Raw genomic sequence first — 19,422 nt, forward strand, 5'->3', positions numbered from 1 at the left:
CCCACGCCCCCGGTAGGAGCCGGCTTGCCAGCTCCTACCGGGGGTCAGACGACCTCGAACAGGCCGGCAGCCCCTTGCCCGCCGCCGATGCACATGGTCACCACCACATAGCGGGCGCCGCGCCGCTTGCCTTCGATCAGGGCATGACCGGTCAGGCGTGAGCCGGTGACGCCATAAGGATGGCCGATGGCGATGGAGCCGCCATTGACGTTCATTTTTTCCAGGGGAATGCCCAGTTTTTCGCGGCAGTAGATCACCTGCGAGGCGAAGGCTTCATTGAGCTCCCACACGTCGATATCGTCGATCGTCAGGCCGTTGCGCTTGAGCAGGCGCGGGATGGCGTAGACCGGGCCGATACCCATCTCGTCCGGCTCGCAACCGGCCACCGCAAACCCACGGAAAATCCCCAGCGGCTCCAGATTGTTGCGTTCGGCATACAGGCTGTCCATGACCAGGCACACCGACGCCCCGTCGGACAACTGGCTGGCATTGCCCGCTGTGACGAATTGCCCGGCACCGCGCACCGGCTCCAGCAAGGCCAGGTTTTGCAGGGTGGTAGACGGGCGGTTGCACTCGTCCCGAGTGAGGGTGACGGCCTGCTCGCTGACCTCGCCACTGTGTTTATCCTTGACCAGCATTTGTGTGGTGAAAGGGACAATTTCAGCGTCGAACAGACCTGCCGCCTGGGCAGCGGCGGTGCGCTGCTGGCTGAGTAGGGCGTATTCGTCCTGGGCTTCGCGGCTGATGTTGTAGCGGCGGGCAACGATGTCGGCGGTTTCAATCATCGACAGGTACAGCTCGGGTTTGTGTTCCTGCAACCACGGGTTCTGGCTGCGATAGGTATTGAGCTTGTCGTTTTGCAGCAGGCTGATGGATTCCACGCCGCCGGCGATCATCGCCGGGACTTTCTCCGACACGATACGCTGTGCCGCGAGGGCAATGGCTTGCAGCCCCGAGCTGCAAAAGCGGTTGATCGACAACCCTGCCGTTGCAGTGGACAGCCCGCCACGGATGGCTGCCAGGCGCGCCATGTTCTTGCCCTGGGCGCCCTCATGAAACGTTGCACCGAGGATCACATCTTCAATCAAGCCCGGATCAATCCCGGCACGGGCCACGGCTTCCTGGATCACATGCCCGGCCAGGTCGATGCTATGGGTGTTGTTCAGGGCGCCCCGGTAGGATTTGCCCAGGGCGGTACGCGCGGTGGAGACAATAACGGCGTCAGACATCAATCAGCTTCCTGTGCCAGAAATAGTGGGGGCGTGGGCGGCCCATTCTTCATCCTGCAATTGACGCCACAGCAGTTTGCCGGCACCTGACTGCGGCAGATGCTCGCGAAACTCGAGGGTGGCCGGGACTTTGTAGGCCGACATATTGGCCTTGCACCATTCGATGATGTCGCTGGCGGTGGTGTCCTGCCGCCCGGGATGCAGGGTCACCAGGGCTTTGACCGCTTCACCGCGGCGCGCGTCGGGTGAAGAGATGACGCAGCATTGTTTGATCGCTGGATGGCGGTACATCAGGCTTTCGACCTCCGAAGGCCAGACCTTGTAGCCGGAGGCGTTGATCATGCGTTTGATGCGGTCGACCATGAAGAAATAGCCATCTTCGTCGTAGTAACCCAGATCGCCGGTGCGTAGGAAGCGTTTGCCTTCCAGTTCGATAAAGGCTTTTTCGGTGTCCTGGGGGAGCCGCCAGTAGCCTTTGAAAATCTGCGGGCCCCGGCAGATGATTTCTCCCACCTCGTGGGGCGCCAACTCCAGCCCGGTCGTACTGTCGATGACGCGTGAGTCCACGTCGAACGCCGGAATCCCCAGGCATTGGGATTTGCTGCGCGCCTTGGGGTTCATATGGGTCGCGGCCATGGTTTCGGTCATGCCATAACCTTCGATGTAGTCCAGGCCCAATAACTGCTTGAGCTTGTCCTTGACCGGGCCGGGCATCGCCGCGCCGCCGCCGCCAATGTAGTTCAGGCTCGACAGGTCATAGCGACCAAGCCCGTCCTGGGTCAGGAAGTCCACGGCCATGGTGACGATATTGGACCAGTTGCTGACGCGATAACGCTGCATCAACTGCGCGGCGACTTCGCGGTTCCAGCGGGTCATGACCACCACACAGGCCCCACTGAAAATCGGCCCGTTCATGGACGACTGCATGCCGGCGACATGGAACAGTGGCAACGTGGTCAGCACCACGTCTTCGCAATTGCGGTTGGTCCAGGCCTGGCGGTGCACCGTCGTTGCCATTACCGATGCGTGTGTATGCAGGCACCCCTTGGGCACCCCGGTCGTGCCTGAGCTGTAAGGCATCACGCAGTGGTCGTCGGCGCCACTCAGGTGTGGGCCAGGACGTTGCCCGCAATCGAGTGCGGCCTGCCAGCACGTCACGCCAGGCAGCGCTGGCGTTTCAACCGGGGCAAGCAGCTCGGGCGGCAGGGGCAGGTCGGTGGGGGTGCGCAGGTACTCGGAGTAAGCCGTCGTCAACACGTGGCGCAGCTTGAAGCGCCCGAGCAGCGGAGTGACAAACGGTGCGAGATCCTGGGCGCAGACGACGATCTCGCCATCCGTATCGTGCAGGTAGTGTTCCAGTTCGCTGGCGCGGCTCATGGGGTTGAGCGGCACCACCATGGCATCGGCGCGCAGGGCGGCGTAGTAGGTGATGATGAATTGCGGCGAGTTCTGCATGAACAGCAGAACCCGGTCGCCACGCTTGATCCCCTGGGATTGGAAATACCCGGCCAGGCGTTCTACCTCATCGAGCAACTGGGCGTAGGTGATGAGGGTGTCGTAGTAGATGATCGCAGTCTTTTGCGGATAACGCCGGGCAGCGATCTCCAGGTTACAGAACAGACTGGTAGCCGGCAGTGTCAGGTGGTGGGGGGCACCCTCCGGCCAATGGGGCAGGTGACGGTTGAACATTCTAAAACCCTATTGTTATGAGTCTGGGTTAATCGATATGCGGGCGGTGTGGCGGTGCCATCTCGCTGGAGATTTGCACGCAATGCGGCTTGGTGTCAAATATACGGAATATGGTTTCGCTATGCGGAACTAATGATTGATTGTTCGTAGGCTGTCGAAGTCTGCAGGTCGTTTGTCGAAGAACGCTGCGATGCCCAAAGCGGCTTCGTCGTCCCCCATGGACTCCACCATATGGGTGGCCTCCAACGCCAACTGCTGCTCCAGGGTCGTGCTGCTGGCCTGACGGCACAAGGTCTTGATTCGCCCCATTGCACGCTGCGGGCCTGCGGCAACCCGGGTTGCCAGGGTGATGGCTGCCGAGAGCGCCTCATCGGGTTCGGTCAACGCATTCACTGCGCCCAAGGCATGCAGGCGCTCACCGCTGATACGTTCACCGGTCAGGCACAGCTGTGTCAGGACCTGGCGCGAGACAAACTCGGCGAGGAACGCCGTGGCGCCACCATCCGGCGTGAGGCCGACCTTGACGTAGGCCACCGAAAACGACGCGTTGCGTGCAGCCACCAGCATGTCGCACGCCAACGCAATGGACAGGCCTGCGCCGGCGGCGGCGCCTTCGACGGCGGCAATCACCGGCTTGCTGCAGTGTTGGATCGCGCGGATCAGGTCATGCAGCCCTTCAAGGTTGACCCGCCGCGCTGCCGGCGTCATGGCCCGGCGCAAGGCCAGCCGATGCAGGTCGCCGCCGGCGCAGAAATGCCCGCCGACACCGGTCAACACCACGGCGCCAATCGTCGGATCCACTTCGGCCTGGGCCAGGGCCTGGCGCAGTGCGTCATAAAACTCGGGCGTGAGGGCATTACGGGCGGCGGGGTTGTTGTTGGACAGCACCAGGACAGCGCCTTCACGGTGTACAAGAATCGGCTCACGCATGGTTTCACCTGTTGTGCTCAGTAGCGGGTTATCCCAAGGATTATCGGAAGGCAAAGCTTTGTTGACAATCACAGCCATGATTGACAGGCTGTTCAAAATTCTTTGACAGTGACCGCCCATGGACCTCAAGTCGCTGACCTTGCTGGTCGAAATCATCGATGCAGGCAACCTCAGTGAAGCCGCCCGGCGACTCAAAGTCAGCCGGGCCAACATCAGCTACCACCTCAGTCGCCTGGAACAGTCGATCGGTCTGCAACTGGTGCGGCGCACCACGCGCCGCATTGAGCCTACCGAGATCGGCCTGCGCCTGTATGAGCACGGGCGCGCCATTCGCAATGAACTGCTGGCGGCGCAGGAGTCGATCTCATCCCTGGGGCAGAGCCTGCAAGGCAGGGTCCGGTTGAGTGTGCCCAGCGGTTATGGCCAATGGGTGATGGCCGACTGGCTGCTCGACTTCAAGCGGCTGTATCCGGGGATCGTGCTGGATGTGATGTTTGAAAATCGCGTTGAAGACCTGATGCGCGATGAGGTGGATATCGCAGTACGGGTCATGTCCGAACCACCGCAAAACCTGGTGGCGCGGGACATGGGCGTGTTGCGCTACGTGGCGTGCGTTTCTGCGGCCTATGCCCGGGAGCATGGCGTGCCTGAACAACTCAGCGACTTGCGCACCGCGCCGCTGATTACAGCGGCGGTGGTTGGCCGACAATTGCGGGTTGCTGCTTACCTGGACGAGGAGCGCCATGAGGTCTTGCTGGAGCCCACCCTGATTTCAGAGAACTTCCTGTTCTTGCGCCAGGCCGTGTTGGCCGGGCTGGGCGTAGGGCTGGTGCCGGATTACCTGGTGCAGGATGACGTGCGCCAGGGCACGCTGGTCAGTGCACTGGACGCCTGGCGGCTGAGTATCTTCGGCACCAACATGTATATGCTCTACATGCCTGACCACCATCACACCCGCGCGACATCGACCTTCATCGACTTCATGCTCGCCCGGGCCAGAACCACGGAGATAGATTGCGCCCCATGTCCATCCAACACGCACTCCTGACCTCGCTCCTGGAAAAACCCTCGACGGGGTATGAGTTGGCCAATCGGTTCGACCGCTCCATTGGTTACTTCTGGCAAGCCACCCATCAGCAGATCTATCGCGAACTGGGCCGTATGGTCACTGCCGGCTGGGTGGTGGCGCAGGACGGCCCCGAGGCTGACAAACGGCGAAAAAAGATCTACCAGGTGCTGCCTGCCGGGCGTGAAGCGTTGCAGCGTTGGGCCGGCGAGCCGCAGGAGTCGGGGGATCAGAGCCAGGCACTGCTGGTCAAGCTGCGTGCCGAGGCGGTCATCGGGCCGTTGGGCCTGGGGGAGGAAGTGCTGCGCCTGATCAAGCAACACCAGGCCATGCTTGAGACGTACCGGCAGATTGAACAGCGTGATTTTTCAGCCACTTCTCTAACCCGCGCACAGCGCCTGCAATACCAGGTGCTGCGGCGTGGAATCATGATCGAAGAAAGCTGGCTGGCCTGGGCGGACGAGTTGTTGCCGTTGATCGAGGCCTGAGACCCAGGCGCTTTTGGCCAAACGAAGTGGAACCCCTGCGAGGGCTCGATAACTTCCACATTTGAATTGTGGTGTGGCCAAAATTCCGTGCGCAACAGAGATCCCCTGTGGGAGCGGGCTTGCCCGCGATAGGGGCTGTTCAGACACCACCTCTATTGACCGGCGCACCGCTATCGCAGGCAAGCCAGCGCCTACATTTGATCTTCGGTGCCTTGGGCCTTTAATGAGTGATGCCCAGGTCCAGGCGTTTGCGTGAGGCGTGATATTCGCCCTTGAGTCGTTCGATCAGCCGGCCTGCCGGGAGCACCGACTTGACGGCGCCTACGCCTTGGCCCGCGCCCCAGATATCTTTCCAGGCCTTGGCCTTGGCGCCTTCGCCGGTGCCGAAATTCATTTTCGAGGGATCGGACGCCGGCAGTTCATCCGGGTCCAGGCCGCTGTTGGCGATGCTTTGACGCAGGTAGTTGCCATGCACGCCGGTAAACAGGTTGGAGTAGACAATGTCGTCGGCCGAACTGTCGACAATCATTTGTTTGTAGGCGGCCAGGGCATGGGCTTCTTCAGTGGCGATAAACGCCGAGCCGATGTAGGCCAGGTCGGCGCCTGCCGCCTGGGCCGCGAGAATCCCATTGCCGTGTGAAATCGCCCCCGAAAGCAGCAGTGGGCCGTCGAACCATTCACGAATTTCCTGGATAAGCGCAAAGGGTGAAATCTTCCCCGCATGCCCCCCGGCACCGGCAGCCACGGCAATCAGGCCGTCGGCGCCTTTCTCGATGGCTTTTCTGGCGAAGGTATTGTTGATCACGTCGTGCAGCACGATGCCGCCGTAGGCGTGTACCGCATCATTCACATCCACCCGCGCGCCCAGGGAGGTGATGATGATCGGGACTTTGTACTTGGCGCACAGTGCCAGGTCATGTTCGAGCCGATCATTGGACTTGTGCACGATTTGGTTGACCGCAAACGGCGCAGAGGGCTTGTCTGGATGCAGGGCATCGTACGCGGCCAGTTCGGTGGTGATTTGTGTGAGCCACTGCTCCAGTACCGGTGCCGGTCGCGCGTTCAGCGCCGGGAACGAACCCACCACGCCCGCCTTGCATTGGGCGATCACCAACTCAGGGCTGGAAATAATAAACAGCGGCGAACACACCACTGGAATCGAAAGACGGCCTTGCAGGACAGCTGGCAGAGACATGGCGGCTCCAATCGGATCGGGTGTCGGGTACCCGGCGAGGAGAAATTAGCAGGGTGAATTTTAATATGCAACCAGTTGCATATTTGGGGGCGCCGGTCGCTGTCCGCAAGAAATGGGTAGGCTGTTCTAAGCTTGTTCAGCGGGACTTATTCTTATGGATTGGAGGTAGGTATGAGCAATGAACCCAAGCCGAACGATGACGCGCAGCAGAAGCGCGCCCGGCAGCGTCGTGAGGAAGAGAAGCCACAGACCTGGAAGCACCCGGACGACGGTACGGAATTGTCCGAGCTCGATCAGGAACGCCCACTCAAACCCTGACTGCAGGAGCCCGCTTGCTGGCGATGGTGGTCAACGATGACGCTGGGTACCGGGCACCCGTCGGCATTTTATCGGCCACTATCGCAGGCAAGGGGCACGTCAGTTTTGGATCGGCGTACACAACTCCACCAGCGTCCCATCCGGGCAGCGCACATAAGACACCACCTGGCCCCAGGGCTTGCTGCTCGGTGCACAAAGCTCGGTTGCCCCTGCGGCCAGTGCCTTGGCGTGGGCGGCCGGCACGTCATCGGTCACTAACCCCAGCTCCATACCCAGTGGCTGCTTGGAGCTATGCGCGGCAACGTGCCCACCCTTGAAATTCAATTCCCCCAGCTCATGGGCGGCGAAGGACAAGGTGGTGCCACCGGTTTCCAACTCGCCATAGGTGCCTGACTCATGCAGGAAACGACGGTTGAAACCAAAGGCATTTTCAAAAAAATACAGCGACGCGGCGACGTCCGGGACGTAGACGATGGTGTAGGCGAATTTCATGGCTAAGCGCTCCGTGCTTGAAGAAGGTGGCTATTAGGGGGCGCGTTGCTGCTCTCGTCAACCGGCCGATACCAACAAGGCGGTAGGAAACCCCGCTGCCAGCACCAGGTACGCGACGATGGCGGCCAGGCACAGCCCGACAAATACCCGCAGCAGCGTCCTGGCGGTCGGGTGGGCGATGAACCTGATGCTCCAGAGACACAGCCCGGCCATCAGGATGGCCAGGGCAAGAATGACCGGCACGGGGGTGTTCTCGGTTGCCATGGAAGCTGACTTATAGTCCCAAACCGGTAGGTTGGATAGTCGGCGCATAGACGCAGGCCCCGCGGTGTTCCTAAACTGCCGGCTGTCCTGGGCTGTGGTGGTGCGCTTGCCATGAATCGCAATGAATTACGCAAGGCCGATATCAACCTGATGGTGGTGTTTGAAACACTGATGCTGGAGCGCAACGTGACGCGCGCGGCAGAGAAGCTGTTTCTCGGCCAGCCGACGATCAGCTCGGCCCTCAACCGCCTGCGCACGTTGTTCAATGACCCGCTGTTTATCCGCGTCGGCCATCGCATGGAACCCACGGCGCGTGCCGAGGAACTTATCCTGCACCTGTCACCGGCCCTGGACTCGCTGTCGGCGGCGTTGAGCCTTACCCATGATTTCGACCCGTCTGTCAGCACCATGACGTTTCGCATCGGCCTGTCCGATGACGTCGAGTTCGGCCTGCTGCCGCCGCTGCTACGTGCCCTGCGTACCGAAGCGCCCCAGGTGGTGTTTGTGGTGCAGCACGTCGATTACTGGCGCATCCCCGATTTGCTGGCCTCTGGCGATATCACCGTCGGGATCACCCAGACCCGTGGCTTGCCGGCCAACGCCAAGCGCAAGTTGTTGCGCCATATCCGCCCCAGTGTGTTGCGCGCCGATGCCTCGGACCAGCCCCTGACCCTCGATGAATATTGCTCACGGCCCCATGTGCTGGTGTCCCACACCGCCAATGTTGCGGGCTTTGCCGATGAGTGGCTGGCGGAGATCGGCCGCAAGCGGCATGTGGTGTTATCCGTGCCGCAATACAGCTCGTTGCCGGCGCTGCTGGCGGGCACCGATATGATCGCCAGCCTGCCGGACTACACGGCCCAGGCCATGGCGGCGGCGGGCAAGCTGTTTTGTGAGCCGTTCCCGTTCGAGACGCCGACCCTGGACCTGTCCATGGTCTGGCTCAGCCACGTTGACAGTGACCCGGCCGAACGCTGGATGCGCTCGCGGCTGGAAGCGTTCATGGGGGCATGAGCACGGCCAGCCAAGACATTGCCTCTCAGGCCGCGTCCTGCTTGCAGCTGGCCGCTACCCCCGCCACCTGCTCGCGAAACCACGCGTTGGCGCTTTCCTGCTCGCTGGCGTCGTTCCACTGCATCTCCAGCGTAAACCCTGGCAGGCCATTGGGGGCTTCGCAGTGACCAAACTGCGGCTCCACGGCCAGCAACTGTTGCACGCGCCGGGGCAGGGTGACGATGAAGTCGGTACCGGCAATCATCTTCAGCGCCGCGCTGTAGCTGTTGGCCCGGGCGATGACCTGGCGCTTGTGGGCCTGGTGGGCCAGCCAACCGTCGATCATGTTGGTGTCCGAGGTCCAGTGTGTGGGGAACACATGGCGGCGGGCCACAAAGGACTGCAGGCTGAACGCCGGCTCCCGGGGGGCGGCGCGTTTGTCGAAGACACAGACCAGATCGTCTTCCAGCAGCATCTGGGTCCTCAGATCCTTGTGCTCGCGATGAAAGTGCGGGCCGAAGCAGATCACCAGGTCCAGGCGCCCGTCACGCAGCGCCTCGACAGGAATCTCGGTTTCCAGCTTCTGCACGTTGACGATCACCGGCAGGTCGGCATGGTCGAAGTGTTTCAACAGTCTGGGCAGGATCAGTTGCTCGAAGTATTCGGGCGCACAGAGGTTGAAGGTGACGGCTTTTTGCGTGGGGTCGAACGTCTGTGCGCCTGCGTGGCACAGGTTGATGCTTTCGAGGATTTTCTGCACATGCCCGTACATGGTGCTGGCTTTGTAGGTCGGGCGCATGCCGGCACGGGTATTGATAAACAGGTCGTCCTCGAAGCTGGTGCGCAGCTTCTTGAGGCTGTAACTGACGGTGGACTGGCTGACAAACAGGGTTTCGGACACATCGGTGACACTGCTTTGCTCGTACACAGCGATAAACACCATCAGGTCCTGCATATCGAGCTTTCTAAGCAAGTTGCTGTTTAGCATGCGTTCCGTCCGTGACCTGTTGCGCGACTGCAGCGCAAACAAGGCAAAATGTTAACGGAACGTTCGTACCAATAGAAAGGTCTGTCGGACGTTTCTATGTTCATAGTGGGACAGATACTGTTTGGAACACGACGCCCTAGCGGATATGCCGTGCATAGTGGCGCGGGTCGAAGCGCAGGACTATCAGCAACATCACCACCCCCACGGCGATAGCGGCCTATCTGCTCGACCGCTATCGCCGGCAAGCCGGCTCCTGCAGGGTGTGTGCTTAGTAGCCTACGGTGAAGCGCTGGCGGGAATGCTTCGGTGTTTCCACTTCGTCAATCAGGGCAATGGCGTAGTCGGCAAAGCTGATCCAGCTACGGCCTTCGCTGCTCACCAGCAGGTCATCCTGGCCCAGGCGGAATGCGCCGGTACGTTCGGTCTCGACAAACTCCGCCGAGGGCGAAAGGAAGGTCCAGTCCAACTGCTTTTCCTGGCGCAAGGTGTCGAGGAACGCCGCGCCAGCACTGGCCTCGGTCTTGTATTCGGCAGGGAAGCCTTCGCTGTCGATGACCCGCCCACCGCCCGGCAGCAGCAGCGAGCCTGCGCCACCCACCACCAGCAGGCGCTTCACGCCGGCCAGTTTTACCGGCCCGATCACCGCACCAGCAGGCAGGGTGGTGAAGTGCGCGGCGCTGATCACCACGTCACTGCCGCTGATGGCCTGCTGCAGGGCGGCAGCGTCCAGGGCATCGAGCTGTTTGACGGTCAGGCCGGGGCGCGCTGCGATAGCGCCAGTGTTGCGGGCAATGGCGGTGACCGTGTGGCCGCGACGCAGGGCTTCTTCCAGCAGTTGGCTACCGGCACGGCCGGTGGCACCAATGATTGCAATCTTGCTCATGACGTTCTCCAGGGTGGGTAAGGGTTGGATCAATTCACCACTTCATTTCGCCCTTGGCGACTTTGGCGCTCAGCTCCAGGGAGCTTTCATCGGCCAGGTTCGGGTAGCGTTTTTTCATGGCGCCGATCAGGGCGGCGGAATCCTTGGCCTTGGCCGCTTCTACGTCGAAAGCCTTGATGTAGTCGGCCGTGAAGGCGACAGATTTGAGCGAAGGCGTGCCCAGGTAGTGACCGGGTACCACGGTGACCGGTTGGAGTTTCTCGATACGTTGCAGGGTGCCCAGCCAATCGGCATGGGATTGCGCGCCCTGGGTGTCGGCCATCCACAGGTGGATGTTTTGCGAGACCACCACGCCGCCGACCACGGCCTTGATCGAGGGGATCCAGACGAAGCTGCGATCCGGCTGCGGGCCGTCCAGGCCGATGACGTCCAGCGGCTGGCCTTCGAGCGTCAGCTGATGGCCTTCGAGGACTTGGGGAATGATGGTTTTGGCCGGCTTGTCGGCGCCCATTTTCGGACCCCAGTATTCGATTTTTCCGGCAACGGTGGCCTTGATATGGTCGACCACCGGTTGTGGTGCGAGGATCTTGGCGTGTGGGAAGGCACTGGCCAGGGTGTCGAGGCCGAAGTAGTAATCGGGGTCGCCATGGCTGATGTAGATGGTGGTCAGTTGCTTGCCGCTGGCACGGATCTTCTGTACCAGTTGCTCGGCCTGGCTTTTGCCGAACTGTGCGTCCACCAGGATTGCGTCTTTCTCGCCACTGACCAGCACCGAGCTGACGGGGAAGATCGCCGATTCGCCCGGGTTGTACACGTCAAGGGTGAGGTCGGCGGCGGTGGCGTGGGCGGCGAAGCCGAGAACGCTGGTGGCCAATACAAAGCGCTTGAGGGTGGTGAGCATGTTCAGGTCCAGGTCGGAGGTGCCTTGGCAGGCGATGGACAGAGCTTAGTTGCACTGAACACAGCAAAAAATGCGATGCTGGAACATAGTTTGTTTCTGAAACCGGGCAAATCATGGATCGTCTTCAAGCAATGCGGGTGTTTGTCACTGTGGTCGACCTGGGCAGCCAATCAGCGGCCGCCGATCATCTGGATTTGTCGCGCCCGGTGGTGTCGCGCTACCTGGCGGAGCTGGAGGACTGGGTAGGTGCGCGCCTGTTGCACCGCACCACGCGCAAGCTCAGCCTGACCGCTGCGGGCAGCGAAACCCTGCCACGCTGCCGGCAGATGCTGGACTTGTCCTGCGACATGCAGGCCGCCGTCAGCGAGCCGGACGACGCGCCCCGCGGCCTGGTGCGCTTGAGCGCGAGCACGTCGTTTGGCCAGGCGCAATTGGCCGAGGCCGTGGCCGAGTACGTCAGGCGCTACCCGCAAGTCAGCATTGACCTGCAATTGCTCGACCGCACGGTGAACCTGGTGGATGAGCGGATCGACCTGGCGATCCGCGCCAGCAACGACCTGGACCCCAACCTGATTGCGCGTCAACTGACGATTTGTCGCTCAGTGGTGTGCGCCTCGCCTGCCTATATGCAGGAACACCCGCAACCCCAGCGGGTAGAAGAGTTGGCTGGGCACAACTGCCTGACTCACTCCTATTTCGGTAAAAGCCTGTGGCATTTCGAGGAGCACGGCGAACCCGTATCGGTGCCCGTGCACGGCACTATCAGCGCCAATGAAGCCAGCACCTTGCTGCGCGCGACCCTGGCCGGGGCAGGGGTCGCGATGTTGCCGACCTACCAGGCCGGCGACTATATCCGCAGCGGCCAGTTGATCCGCTTGCTGCCCCATGCCGAACCCCGGCAGATGCCCATGTACGCGGTGTATGCCTCGCGCAAGCACATGCCCCAGGCGATGCGCAGCCTCCTGGATTTTCTGGTGTTGAGGTTCCCGCCTGAGGCGCAATGGGATGTCGGGCTGTAGGCCCGATAAGGCGCCTGAATACCGGTCAATACTGGCAACTTGCCTTGGCTGACCTATGCTTGAAACAGCACCTTCTTGATCGGTCCGGAGGTCACCGCCATGACGATCAAAACCAGAAAGTACCTGATGATTTTTGCCCTCTGCGCCTTTGCCACGGCCCTCTATGGCACCGCCGCCTACCGCGCCGAACAGGCCCGCCTGCAACCCGGCATGGCCGCTGCCTGCAACCATGGGCAATGCACCTACTCCGCGACCTTGAGTGCGCTGCGCTGACACGTAGCCCGTGCCGGCGATAGCGTCCAAAAAACACTGCGGGGTGCCAGCTCGTCAGGGTCATCGTTGACGAGCATCGCCGGCAAGCCGGCTCCTACAGGATGTGGGGCAGGTCAAGCCGTCGTCAGTTGTTCACGAAACGCCTTGGGTGAAAACCCCACGCGGCGTCGGAACAGGCGCGAAAAGTTTGTCGGATCAGAAAACCCCAGCACCTCTGACATTTCATTGATGGTCATGCTGGTGTAGGTCAGCAGGCGCTTGGCCTCCAGCAATTGACGGTCATGCATGATCTGCAGGGCCGGCTGCCCGCCCAGCTCACGGCAGGTGCCGTTGAGGTGCGAGACCGAGATCCCCAGCTTGTGCGCCAGGTCTTCGATCTTCGGGTGCTCGCGGTAGTGCTGTTCCACCAACTGGGTGAAGCGCCGGAAATACTCACGGCCCCGTGGTGCCCGCGGATGGCGGCTCTGGATGGCCTGGCGGCTGATCCATACCAGCAGTACGCTGACCAGGGCATGCATCATCATGTCCCGGGCCGGGAAGTCGTCGCTGTACTCGTCTTGCAGCCGGGTAAACAGGCCGTTGAGGTAGTCACTGTCCTGGCCCGCCGGGTAACTGCCCAGGGCGCTCAAACCATCCACCGCCGAGCCCAGTTGGCCTTGCAGGTGCGCCACCAGTGGCGCGGCCAGGGTCACGACAAAGCCTTCGACATCCTCGGCAAACCGAAACCCATGCACGCACAGCGGCGGCAGCACTTGCAGGGTCGATTGCGTCAGCGTCGTGCGCTGGCCCTCGATCTCCAGTTGCGCCTGGCCCTTGTACACATAGAGCAATTGGCACAGGTCCGCATGCCGGTGGGGGTGGATCTCCCACTGGTACTCGCGGCTGCGCCGGGAGATGGTTTCACAGTGCAACAAATCCGGGGTCGGCCACTGTTGGCTTTCCCCATAGAGCTTGAACACTGGAATCGCAGGACTGGCGTTTTTGGTCATGGTTTCAATCCGATACTCTGGACAGTGGTTCGGTAATCGCCCCAATTGGCGAAAAGCGCAGGCTTTGGCTCAGTTTTCACCTTCTAGTGGTGGGCACTCAAGGGAAAAATGCCTGCACCAAAACCACTGACAACGCTTTCACCGATAACGTTCGGAGGAAGCAGGCGGGTCATAAAAATAATGAAAACCCTAAAAACCCAAGTCGCCATCATCGGCGCCGGTCCTTCGGGGCTGCTGCTCGGCCAGTTACTGCACAACGCGGGAATTGAAACCCTGATTGTTGAGCGTCAGGCCCCGGACTATGTCCTTGGACGTATTCGTGCCGGGGTGCTGGAGCAGGGTATGGTCGATCTGTTGCGCCAGGCGGGCGTCAGCCGGCGGATGGACGCCGAGGGTCTGGTGCATGACGGCTTCGAGCTGGCCTTGAATGGGCGTTTGCAACGTATCGACCTGAAGGCGTTGACCGGCGGCCAGACCGTGATGATCTATGGCCAGACCGAAGTCACCCGCGACCTGATGGCCGCCCGCGAGCAGGCCGGTGCGATGACCCTGTATGAAGCACGGGATGTACAACCCCATGACCTCAAGGGTGAACGGCCCTGGCTGACCTTCGAGCATCAGGGCCAACCGGTGCGCCTGGATTGTGACTACATCGCCGGTTGCGATGGTTTCCATGGCGTGGCGCGCCAGTCGATCCCCAGTGATGCGCTCAAGACCTTCGAGCGAGTTTATCCGTTCGGCTGGCTGGGCTTGCTTGCCGACACCCCGCCGGTCCACGAAGAGCTGGTGTACGCCAAGCACCCGCGTGGGTTTGCCCTGTGCAGCATGCGTTCGCCCAGCCGCAGTCGCTATTACCTGCAGGTGCCGGCTGATGAGGGGGTTGAGGCATGGTCCGACCAGCGTTTCTGGGAGGAACTCAAGGCACGCCTGCCTTGCGATCTGGCGGGGCAATTGGTAACCGGGCCGTCGATCGAAAAAAGCATCGCCCCGCTGCGCAGTTTCGTGGTGGAGCCCATGCAGTACGGGCGCCTGTTCCTGCTGGGCGACGCCGCCCACATCGTGCCGCCCACCGGCGCCAAGGGCCTGAACCTGGCGGCCAGTGATGTCAGCACGTTGTTCACGATCCTGAACAAGGTGTACCGGGAAGGGCGTGTGGAGTTGCTGGAGCAATACTCACCGATCTGCCTGCGGCGTATCTGGAAGGCCGAGCGGTTTTCCTGGTGGATGACCTCGATGCTGCACTCGTTTCCCGAGGCGGATGGCTTTAGCCAGCGCATCGCCCAGAGTGAGCTGGAGTATTTTGTCGAGTCGCAGGCTGGGCGCAAAACTATTGCAGAAAATTACGTCGGACTTCCTTATGAGGCTATCGAATAGCCGGCTATCGAGTAACATGACGGGCATTGCCACGGGCCTTTTTTTCCGTGGCCTTGCCTGCAGGTTCTGTCGTGACTCAACCCACACCTTCCGTACGCAGTGTCCTCGCCGCGCTGATGCTGGCGATTTTCCTCGGTGCGCTGGACCAGACCATCGTCGCCGTGTCGATGCCGGCCATTTCCGCGCAATTCAACGACGTCAATCTGCTGGCCTGGGTCATCTCCGGCTACATGGTCGCGATGACCGTGGCGGTGCCGATCTACGGCAAGCTCGGCGACTTGTATGGGCGCCGCCCCATGATGCTGATCGGCATGGGCCTGTTTACCGTGGCCTCACTGTTTTGTGGCATGGCGCAAAGCATGGAGCAACTGGTGCTGGCGCGCATTCTCCAGGGCATTGGGGCCGGCGGGATGATTTCGGTGAGCCAGGCGATTATTGGCGACATCATCGCGCCCCGTGAACGTGGGCGATACCAGGGGTATTTCAGCAGCATGTACGCAGTCGCCAGCGTGGCCGGGCCGGTGCTGGGCGGCTATATGACCGAGTACCTGTCCTGGCGCTGGGTGTTTTTGATCAACCTGCCCTTGGGCGCGGGCGCCTGGTGGGTGGCCCACCGCACCCTGGTCGGGTTGCCGGTGCCGCAGCGCAAGCCGATCATCGACTACCTTGGCACGCTGCTGCTGATCATGGGCCTGACGGCGCTGTTGCTGGGCATCACTGAAATCGGCCAGGGCCATCATTGGCGTGACGATCAGGTGCTGGGCCTGCTGGCCTGTGCCCTGGTGGCGCTGACCGTGTTTGTCTGGCATGAGCGTCGGGCACGGGAGCCGTTGTTGCCCATGCACCTGTTCGCCAACCGCAGCGCGGTGCTGTGCTGGTGCACGATTTTCTTCACCAGCTTCCAGGCCATCTCGCTGATTGTGCTGATGCCCCTGCGCTACCAGAGCGTTACTGGCGCCGGGGCTGACAGCGCCGCCCTGCATCTGCTGCCACTGGCGATCGGCTTGCCCATGGGGGCGTTCTTCGCCGGGCGCATGACTTCGGTGACCGGGCGCTATAAACCGATGATCCTTACCGGGGCGATGCTCATGCCGGTGGCGATCCTGGGCATGGCCTTCAGCGCGCCCCAGTCCCTGATCCTCAGCAGCCTGTTTATGGTGCTCGGCGGCATTGCCTGCGGCATGCAGTTCCCGACCTCCCTGGTGGGCACGCAAAACTCGGTGGCGCAACACGACATCGGCGTCGCCACCAGCACGACCAACCTGTTTCGCTCGCTGGGGGGCGCGGTTGGCGTGGCGTGCATGTCGGCCTTGCTGCTGGCGTTGTTGCAGGATTCGAGTGTTGCCCACCTGGCCAATGGCTCGATGATGGCTGAAGGCAGCTCCGGCAATGTCTTGCTCGATGGCCTCAACGCCGCTGCCGGCCCGGCGCAGGACGCCTTGCGCGCCGAGTTGCTGAGCACCTTCCGGCATTTATTGATGGTCAGTGCGGCGGTGTCGCTGCTGGGGCTGGCGGCAGCGATTGTCATGCCTGACAAGCTGTTGCGTGGGCGCGAAGACAAGGCGCAGTAGTGTAGGCGCCGGCTTGCCGGCGATTGGGTGCCTGACACCCCGCACTGTTTTTGCTGGCGCCATTGCCGGCAAGCCGGCTCCTACAAGGGATGCAGCTTTACGGGCTGTAGTAACCCACCGCCACCAGGAACCGCCCGCTCTTGCGCAGGTAGGCATGCTTGTTTTCTACCTTGCCGGTCACCGGGTTTTTCCAGCGGTACTCGTATTCGCCCTGGTCTTGTTCCTTCATCAATTGCAGGATCGGCTCGCCCACGGGCTTGCCGTCCGGGTCCTTGATCTTGGCGAAGTCGGTATTGATCAGGCGCAGGTTGGTCCCGTGGGCCACGTAGCGGCCGGTATCGAGGTCGACCACGAACACATACAGGTCGTCCTGCAGGAAACCGCCTTGCAGCGCGTTGATCGCCTTCAGCGTGCCGGCTTCGTTTTTTTCCAGTTCCTTGACTGCCTTGTCCCGCAGGGCCTTGGCCTGTTCGGGCGTGGCTCGGGGCAGGTAATAGCCGACGGCGAGGATGCGCTGGCCGATACGCTGGTAGAACACATGCTTGCGTTCCACCTTGCCGTCGTTCCAGTTCTGCCAGCGGTATTCGGCCTGTTGGATGCCATTGCCTTCCGGGATCTTCAACGCGTCCTTGAACGACTGGCGCAGGTCCGGGCCGAGCACTTCGGACACGTCGCGCCCGATCAGCGCCGCCGAAGGGCCGCCGCTGGCCAGTAGCACGCCCTTGGTATCGACCACGAACACGTAGCGGTCCTTGTCGACAAACTCACCCTGGCGGCTGAAGGCGGCGAAGGCCTTGTCACCATTGTCGTGATAATAGGCCAGGGCTTTCTCCAGCAAGGCCACGGCGGCCTTGGCGTCCTGTTCCTGGGTAGTTGCGGCGTGGGCCTGGCTGACACACAACAACAGCAGCAGCCAGGTGGCGCGGAGCATTCCCTTCATTGACCCGTCCCTCGTTCTCGTGAATGTCCCAACAGCGTAGACGGCTGTGAGCCATGTATGAATATTCAGCAAACGGTGTAAGTTGCGTCGAATGTTTAGTGCGATCGCATCCAAACTCCATAAAGGGTGAATTTAACGCCTTGTTACGCCGTGTGACGCTGCTGCCCATCTCTTCATTGTGATCACTGCATGGACGGTTCCCCCGACACTCACCCCGAGGCCTTGCCGGGAGCCATTGCGCCCAGCCGCCCGGGATGTCGGCTGGAGGTTGATGCACTGCCTTCTGAACTGGCCTTTTGGGCGCTGTGGCATTGCCGCCATGCGCGCCCGCCGGATACCGCTCCCTTACTACGCTGATTGCCCCCATTCCGGGTGCGCCGTCGTGTGCGCCTGCCGAACGCAAACGTAAGAGAGTTGCCATGAGTACCGTCTTTGCCAGCCTGCACGAAGCCCAATCCTTTCTTGACCACAACCCCGATATCGAGATGTTCGAGTTGTTCATCCTCGACAGCAATGGCGTGCCCCGGGGCAAGTTGCTGCACCGTGATGAATTGCTGGCGGTCTACGTCAGTGGCCGGCCACTGCCCAGTACCATCCTGGGCCTGACCCTCAATGGCGATGACGTGGAAAACTCCGGCCTGGTGTGGGACGTGGGCGATATCGATTGCCGTGCCTATCCGGTCAGCGGCAGCCTGCAACGCATGCCGTGGCGGTTGATTCCCACGGCGGCGGTGCAGGTCAGCATGCACCCTGAGGAGGGCTTGCCGGCGACAATTGCCGATCCCCGGCATCTGCTGGCCAGGGTCATCGACGGGCTCCAGGCCGACGGTTACTACCCGGTGATGGCGGCGGAGCTGGAGTTCTACCTGCTGGACCAGAAGCCCGACAGCAATGGCCGCCCGCAACCGGCGCGGGATATGGATGGCGCTCGCCCACGCTCGACCCAGGTCTATGGCCTGCGCGAACTGGAGCAGATCGAGCCATTCCTGGCTGACCTGTACAGCGCGTGCAAGCTGCAAGGCATTCCCGCGCGCACCGCGATCTCTGAATACGCCCCGGGCCAGGTGGAAATCACCCTGGAGCATCGCAACGATGCGCTACAGGCGATGGATGAGGCGGTGCGTTACAAGCGCCTGGTCAAGGGCGTGGCCCACAAGCACGGGATGACCGCCTGTTTCATGGCCAAACCGTTCGATGACCTGGCCGGCACCGGCATGCATATGCATGTCAGCCTGGCGGACGCCGAGGGCAACAACCTGTTTGCCAGCGAGGCGCCCGACGGCACGCCGCTGCTGCGCCAGGCGGTCGGCGGGATGCTCAGTACCTTGCTCGACTCTTTGCTGTTGTTCTGCCCCAACGCCAACTCTTACCGCCGCTTCCAGAGCAATAGTTATGCGCCGCTGGCGGCCACCTGGGGCGTCGACAACCGCACCGTGAGCCTGCGTGTGCCTGGCGGCCCGGCGTTTTCGCGACATATCGAACACCGCATCTGCGGTGCCGATGCCAACCCGTACCTGGCCGCAGCGGCCATTCTCGCGGGGATTCACCGAGGGATCCGCGAGCAGCGCGACCCCGGCGCGCCGGTGACGGGCAACGGTTATGCCCAGGCCAAGGCGCTGTTGCCCACCGATTGGCTGACCACCCTGCGCGCCTTGGAAGGTTCGGCCTGGGCGCGTGAGGCGTTCGGCGAGGCGTTTCTCGGCGTGTACCTGGCAGTCAAGCGGGCCGAGTACCGGCAGTTCATGGGCGAGGTGGGCGAGCAGGACTGGCGTTGGTACCTGCATCAGGCATGAGGGTGAATCTTTCGACCTTTTTTTCAC

General features: G+C 61.8%; 20 protein-coding genes. 9 read left to right on the plus strand and 11 right to left on the minus strand.

Translation table 11 applies throughout. The annotated features are described in order from the left end of the window. Positions 1–44: 44 nt before the first annotated feature. The 3 genes from HZ99_RS24585 to HZ99_RS24595 form a co-directional block, all read right to left on the minus strand. Positions 45–1,229 carry an acetyl-CoA C-acyltransferase gene (locus tag HZ99_RS24585; RefSeq protein WP_038446681.1) on the minus strand — a complete coding sequence of 395 codons (1,185 nt, stop codon included), beginning with the start codon at positions 1,227–1,229 and terminating at the stop codon, positions 45–47. A gap of 3 nt (positions 1,230–1,232) precedes the next feature. Beyond that, a complete protein-coding gene (locus HZ99_RS24590; RefSeq protein ID WP_038446683.1) occupies positions 1,233–2,918 on the minus strand; it encodes a long-chain-fatty-acid--CoA ligase in 1,686 nt (561 codons plus the stop codon). 129 nt (positions 2,919–3,047) lie between these two features. Further along, on the minus strand, positions 3,048–3,848 hold the full coding sequence (locus tag HZ99_RS24595; RefSeq protein WP_038446684.1) for an oxepin-CoA hydrolase, alternative type: 801 nt from the start codon (positions 3,846–3,848) through the stop codon (positions 3,048–3,050). A 118-nt stretch (positions 3,849–3,966) separates the two neighbouring features. Between HZ99_RS24595 and HZ99_RS24600 the strand changes: the two genes are divergently transcribed. Together HZ99_RS24600 and HZ99_RS24605 are read left to right on the plus strand one after the other, a co-directional pair. Next, positions 3,967–4,896, plus strand: a complete 930-nt coding sequence (locus HZ99_RS24600; protein ID WP_051903240.1) for a LysR family transcriptional regulator — start codon at positions 3,967–3,969, stop codon at positions 4,894–4,896. Beyond that, positions 4,872–5,402 carry a PadR family transcriptional regulator gene (locus tag HZ99_RS24605; protein ID WP_038446685.1) on the plus strand — a complete coding sequence of 177 codons (531 nt, stop codon included), beginning with the start codon at positions 4,872–4,874 and terminating at the stop codon, positions 5,400–5,402. The genes HZ99_RS24600 and HZ99_RS24605 overlap by 25 nt, the downstream gene beginning before the upstream one ends. A 220-nt stretch (positions 5,403–5,622) precedes the next feature. Here the strand turns inward: HZ99_RS24605 and HZ99_RS24610 are convergent, their stop codons facing one another. Beyond that, entirely contained in the window at positions 5,623–6,597 is a 975-nt protein-coding gene (locus HZ99_RS24610) for an NAD(P)H-dependent flavin oxidoreductase (RefSeq protein ID WP_038446686.1), read from the minus strand. A 171-nt stretch (positions 6,598–6,768) separates the two neighbouring features. On the opposite strand from HZ99_RS24610, the gene HZ99_RS29060 reads away from it, so the two are divergent. Next, positions 6,769–6,915: a hypothetical protein gene (locus HZ99_RS29060; protein WP_181883203.1), complete on the plus strand. Its 147-nt coding sequence runs from the start codon at positions 6,769–6,771 to the stop codon at positions 6,913–6,915. Positions 6,916–7,014: 99 nt separating this feature from the next. On the opposite strand, the gene HZ99_RS24615 is transcribed toward HZ99_RS29060, so the two are convergent. Next, positions 7,015–7,407: a VOC family protein gene (locus tag HZ99_RS24615; protein WP_038446687.1), complete on the minus strand. Its 393-nt coding sequence runs from the start codon at positions 7,405–7,407 to the stop codon at positions 7,015–7,017. Between the two features lie 57 nt (positions 7,408–7,464). Further along, the gene (locus tag HZ99_RS24620; protein ID WP_235205542.1) at positions 7,465–7,671 is read right to left on the minus strand and encodes a hypothetical protein; all 207 of its coding nucleotides are present in this window, start codon (positions 7,669–7,671) and stop codon (positions 7,465–7,467) included. Between the two features lie 111 nt (positions 7,672–7,782). Between HZ99_RS24620 and HZ99_RS24625 the strand changes: the two genes are divergently transcribed. Continuing rightward, positions 7,783–8,685 (plus strand): LysR family transcriptional regulator, encoded by a 903-nt coding sequence (locus HZ99_RS24625; protein WP_038446688.1) that lies wholly within the window; start codon positions 7,783–7,785, stop codon positions 8,683–8,685. A gap of 25 nt (positions 8,686–8,710) precedes the next feature. Here HZ99_RS24625 and HZ99_RS24630 read toward each other — a convergent pair whose 3' ends face one another. The 3 genes from HZ99_RS24630 to HZ99_RS24640 form a co-directional block, all read right to left on the minus strand. Continuing rightward, a complete protein-coding gene (locus tag HZ99_RS24630) occupies positions 8,711–9,652 on the minus strand; it encodes a LysR family transcriptional regulator (protein ID WP_038446690.1) in 942 nt (313 codons plus the stop codon). Between the two features lie 268 nt (positions 9,653–9,920). Further along, positions 9,921–10,535, minus strand: coding sequence for an NAD(P)-dependent oxidoreductase (locus HZ99_RS24635; protein WP_038446692.1), 615 nt, complete (start codon positions 10,533–10,535; stop codon positions 9,921–9,923). A 34-nt stretch (positions 10,536–10,569) separates the two neighbouring features. After that, positions 10,570–11,436: an MBL fold metallo-hydrolase gene (locus HZ99_RS24640; protein WP_038446694.1), complete on the minus strand. Its 867-nt coding sequence runs from the start codon at positions 11,434–11,436 to the stop codon at positions 10,570–10,572. 113 nt (positions 11,437–11,549) lie between these two features. Here HZ99_RS24640 and HZ99_RS24645 point away from each other — a divergent pair, with 113 nt between their 5' ends. Beyond that, a complete protein-coding gene (locus tag HZ99_RS24645; RefSeq protein WP_038446696.1) occupies positions 11,550–12,455 on the plus strand; it encodes a LysR family transcriptional regulator in 906 nt (301 codons plus the stop codon). A 99-nt stretch (positions 12,456–12,554) separates the two neighbouring features. Continuing rightward, positions 12,555–12,728, plus strand: a complete 174-nt coding sequence (locus tag HZ99_RS29065; protein WP_167360815.1) for a hypothetical protein — start codon at positions 12,555–12,557, stop codon at positions 12,726–12,728. 113 nt (positions 12,729–12,841) lie between these two features. On the opposite strand, the gene HZ99_RS24650 is transcribed toward HZ99_RS29065, so the two are convergent. Next, positions 12,842–13,717: a helix-turn-helix domain-containing protein gene (locus HZ99_RS24650; RefSeq protein ID WP_038446698.1), complete on the minus strand. Its 876-nt coding sequence runs from the start codon at positions 13,715–13,717 to the stop codon at positions 12,842–12,844. Positions 13,718–13,897: 180 nt separating this feature from the next. On the opposite strand from HZ99_RS24650, the gene pobA reads away from it, so the two are divergent. Both pobA and HZ99_RS24660 read left to right on the plus strand, forming a co-directional pair. Next, positions 13,898–15,091: a 4-hydroxybenzoate 3-monooxygenase gene (pobA, locus tag HZ99_RS24655; RefSeq protein WP_038446700.1), complete on the plus strand. Its 1,194-nt coding sequence runs from the start codon at positions 13,898–13,900 to the stop codon at positions 15,089–15,091. 116 nt (positions 15,092–15,207) lie between these two features. Continuing rightward, on the plus strand, positions 15,208–16,662 hold the full coding sequence (locus HZ99_RS24660) for an MDR family MFS transporter (RefSeq protein WP_051903243.1): 1,455 nt from the start codon (positions 15,208–15,210) through the stop codon (positions 16,660–16,662). Between the two features lie 97 nt (positions 16,663–16,759). Here HZ99_RS24660 and HZ99_RS24665 read toward each other — a convergent pair whose 3' ends face one another. After that, the gene (locus tag HZ99_RS24665; protein WP_038446702.1) at positions 16,760–17,602 is read right to left on the minus strand and encodes a cache domain-containing protein; all 843 of its coding nucleotides are present in this window, start codon (positions 17,600–17,602) and stop codon (positions 16,760–16,762) included. A 419-nt stretch (positions 17,603–18,021) separates the two neighbouring features. Here HZ99_RS24665 and HZ99_RS24670 point away from each other — a divergent pair, with 419 nt between their 5' ends. Next, the gene (locus HZ99_RS24670; protein ID WP_038446704.1) at positions 18,022–19,395 is read left to right on the plus strand and encodes a glutamine synthetase family protein; all 1,374 of its coding nucleotides are present in this window, start codon (positions 18,022–18,024) and stop codon (positions 19,393–19,395) included. Positions 19,396–19,422 lie beyond the last annotated feature (27 nt).

It is taken from the genome of Pseudomonas fluorescens (assembly GCF_000730425.1).
GTDB lineage: Bacteria > Pseudomonadota > Gammaproteobacteria > Pseudomonadales > Pseudomonadaceae > Aquipseudomonas > Aquipseudomonas fluorescens_X.

Bases quoted from the DNA above. Each gene is read 5' to 3' on its own strand.
- HZ99_RS24585 (WP_038446681.1), bottom strand. From the start codon at position 1,229: ATGTCTGACGCCGTTATTGTCTCCACCGCGCGTACCGCCCTGGGCAAA.
- HZ99_RS24590 (WP_038446683.1), bottom strand. From the start codon at position 2,918: ATGTTCAACCGTCACCTGCCCCATTGGCCGGAGGGTGCCCCCCACCAC.
- HZ99_RS24595 (WP_038446684.1), bottom strand. From the start codon at position 3,848: ATGCGTGAGCCGATTCTTGTACACCGTGAAGGCGCTGTCCTGGTGCTG.
- HZ99_RS24600 (WP_051903240.1), top strand. From the start codon at position 3,967: ATGGACCTCAAGTCGCTGACCTTGCTGGTCGAAATCATCGATGCAGGC.
- HZ99_RS24605 (WP_038446685.1), top strand. From the start codon at position 4,872: ATGTCCATCCAACACGCACTCCTGACCTCGCTCCTGGAAAAACCCTCG.
- HZ99_RS24610 (WP_038446686.1), bottom strand. From the start codon at position 6,597: ATGTCTCTGCCAGCTGTCCTGCAAGGCCGTCTTTCGATTCCAGTGGTG.
- HZ99_RS29060 (WP_181883203.1), top strand. From the start codon at position 6,769: ATGAGCAATGAACCCAAGCCGAACGATGACGCGCAGCAGAAGCGCGCC.
- HZ99_RS24615 (WP_038446687.1), bottom strand. From the start codon at position 7,407: ATGAAATTCGCCTACACCATCGTCTACGTCCCGGACGTCGCCGCGTCG.
- HZ99_RS24620 (WP_235205542.1), bottom strand. From the start codon at position 7,671: ATGGCAACCGAGAACACCCCCGTGCCGGTCATTCTTGCCCTGGCCATC.
- HZ99_RS24625 (WP_038446688.1), top strand. From the start codon at position 7,783: ATGAATCGCAATGAATTACGCAAGGCCGATATCAACCTGATGGTGGTG.
- HZ99_RS24630 (WP_038446690.1), bottom strand. From the start codon at position 9,652: ATGCTAAACAGCAACTTGCTTAGAAAGCTCGATATGCAGGACCTGATG.
- HZ99_RS24635 (WP_038446692.1), bottom strand. From the start codon at position 10,535: ATGAGCAAGATTGCAATCATTGGTGCCACCGGCCGTGCCGGTAGCCAA.
- HZ99_RS24640 (WP_038446694.1), bottom strand. From the start codon at position 11,436: ATGCTCACCACCCTCAAGCGCTTTGTATTGGCCACCAGCGTTCTCGGC.
- HZ99_RS24645 (WP_038446696.1), top strand. From the start codon at position 11,550: ATGGATCGTCTTCAAGCAATGCGGGTGTTTGTCACTGTGGTCGACCTG.
- HZ99_RS29065 (WP_167360815.1), top strand. From the start codon at position 12,555: ATGACGATCAAAACCAGAAAGTACCTGATGATTTTTGCCCTCTGCGCC.
- HZ99_RS24650 (WP_038446698.1), bottom strand. From the start codon at position 13,717: ATGACCAAAAACGCCAGTCCTGCGATTCCAGTGTTCAAGCTCTATGGG.
- pobA (WP_038446700.1), top strand. From the start codon at position 13,898: ATGAAAACCCTAAAAACCCAAGTCGCCATCATCGGCGCCGGTCCTTCG.
- HZ99_RS24660 (WP_051903243.1), top strand. From the start codon at position 15,208: ATGCTGGCGATTTTCCTCGGTGCGCTGGACCAGACCATCGTCGCCGTG.
- HZ99_RS24665 (WP_038446702.1), bottom strand. From the start codon at position 17,602: ATGAAGGGAATGCTCCGCGCCACCTGGCTGCTGCTGTTGTTGTGTGTC.
- HZ99_RS24670 (WP_038446704.1), top strand. From the start codon at position 18,022: ATGAGTACCGTCTTTGCCAGCCTGCACGAAGCCCAATCCTTTCTTGAC.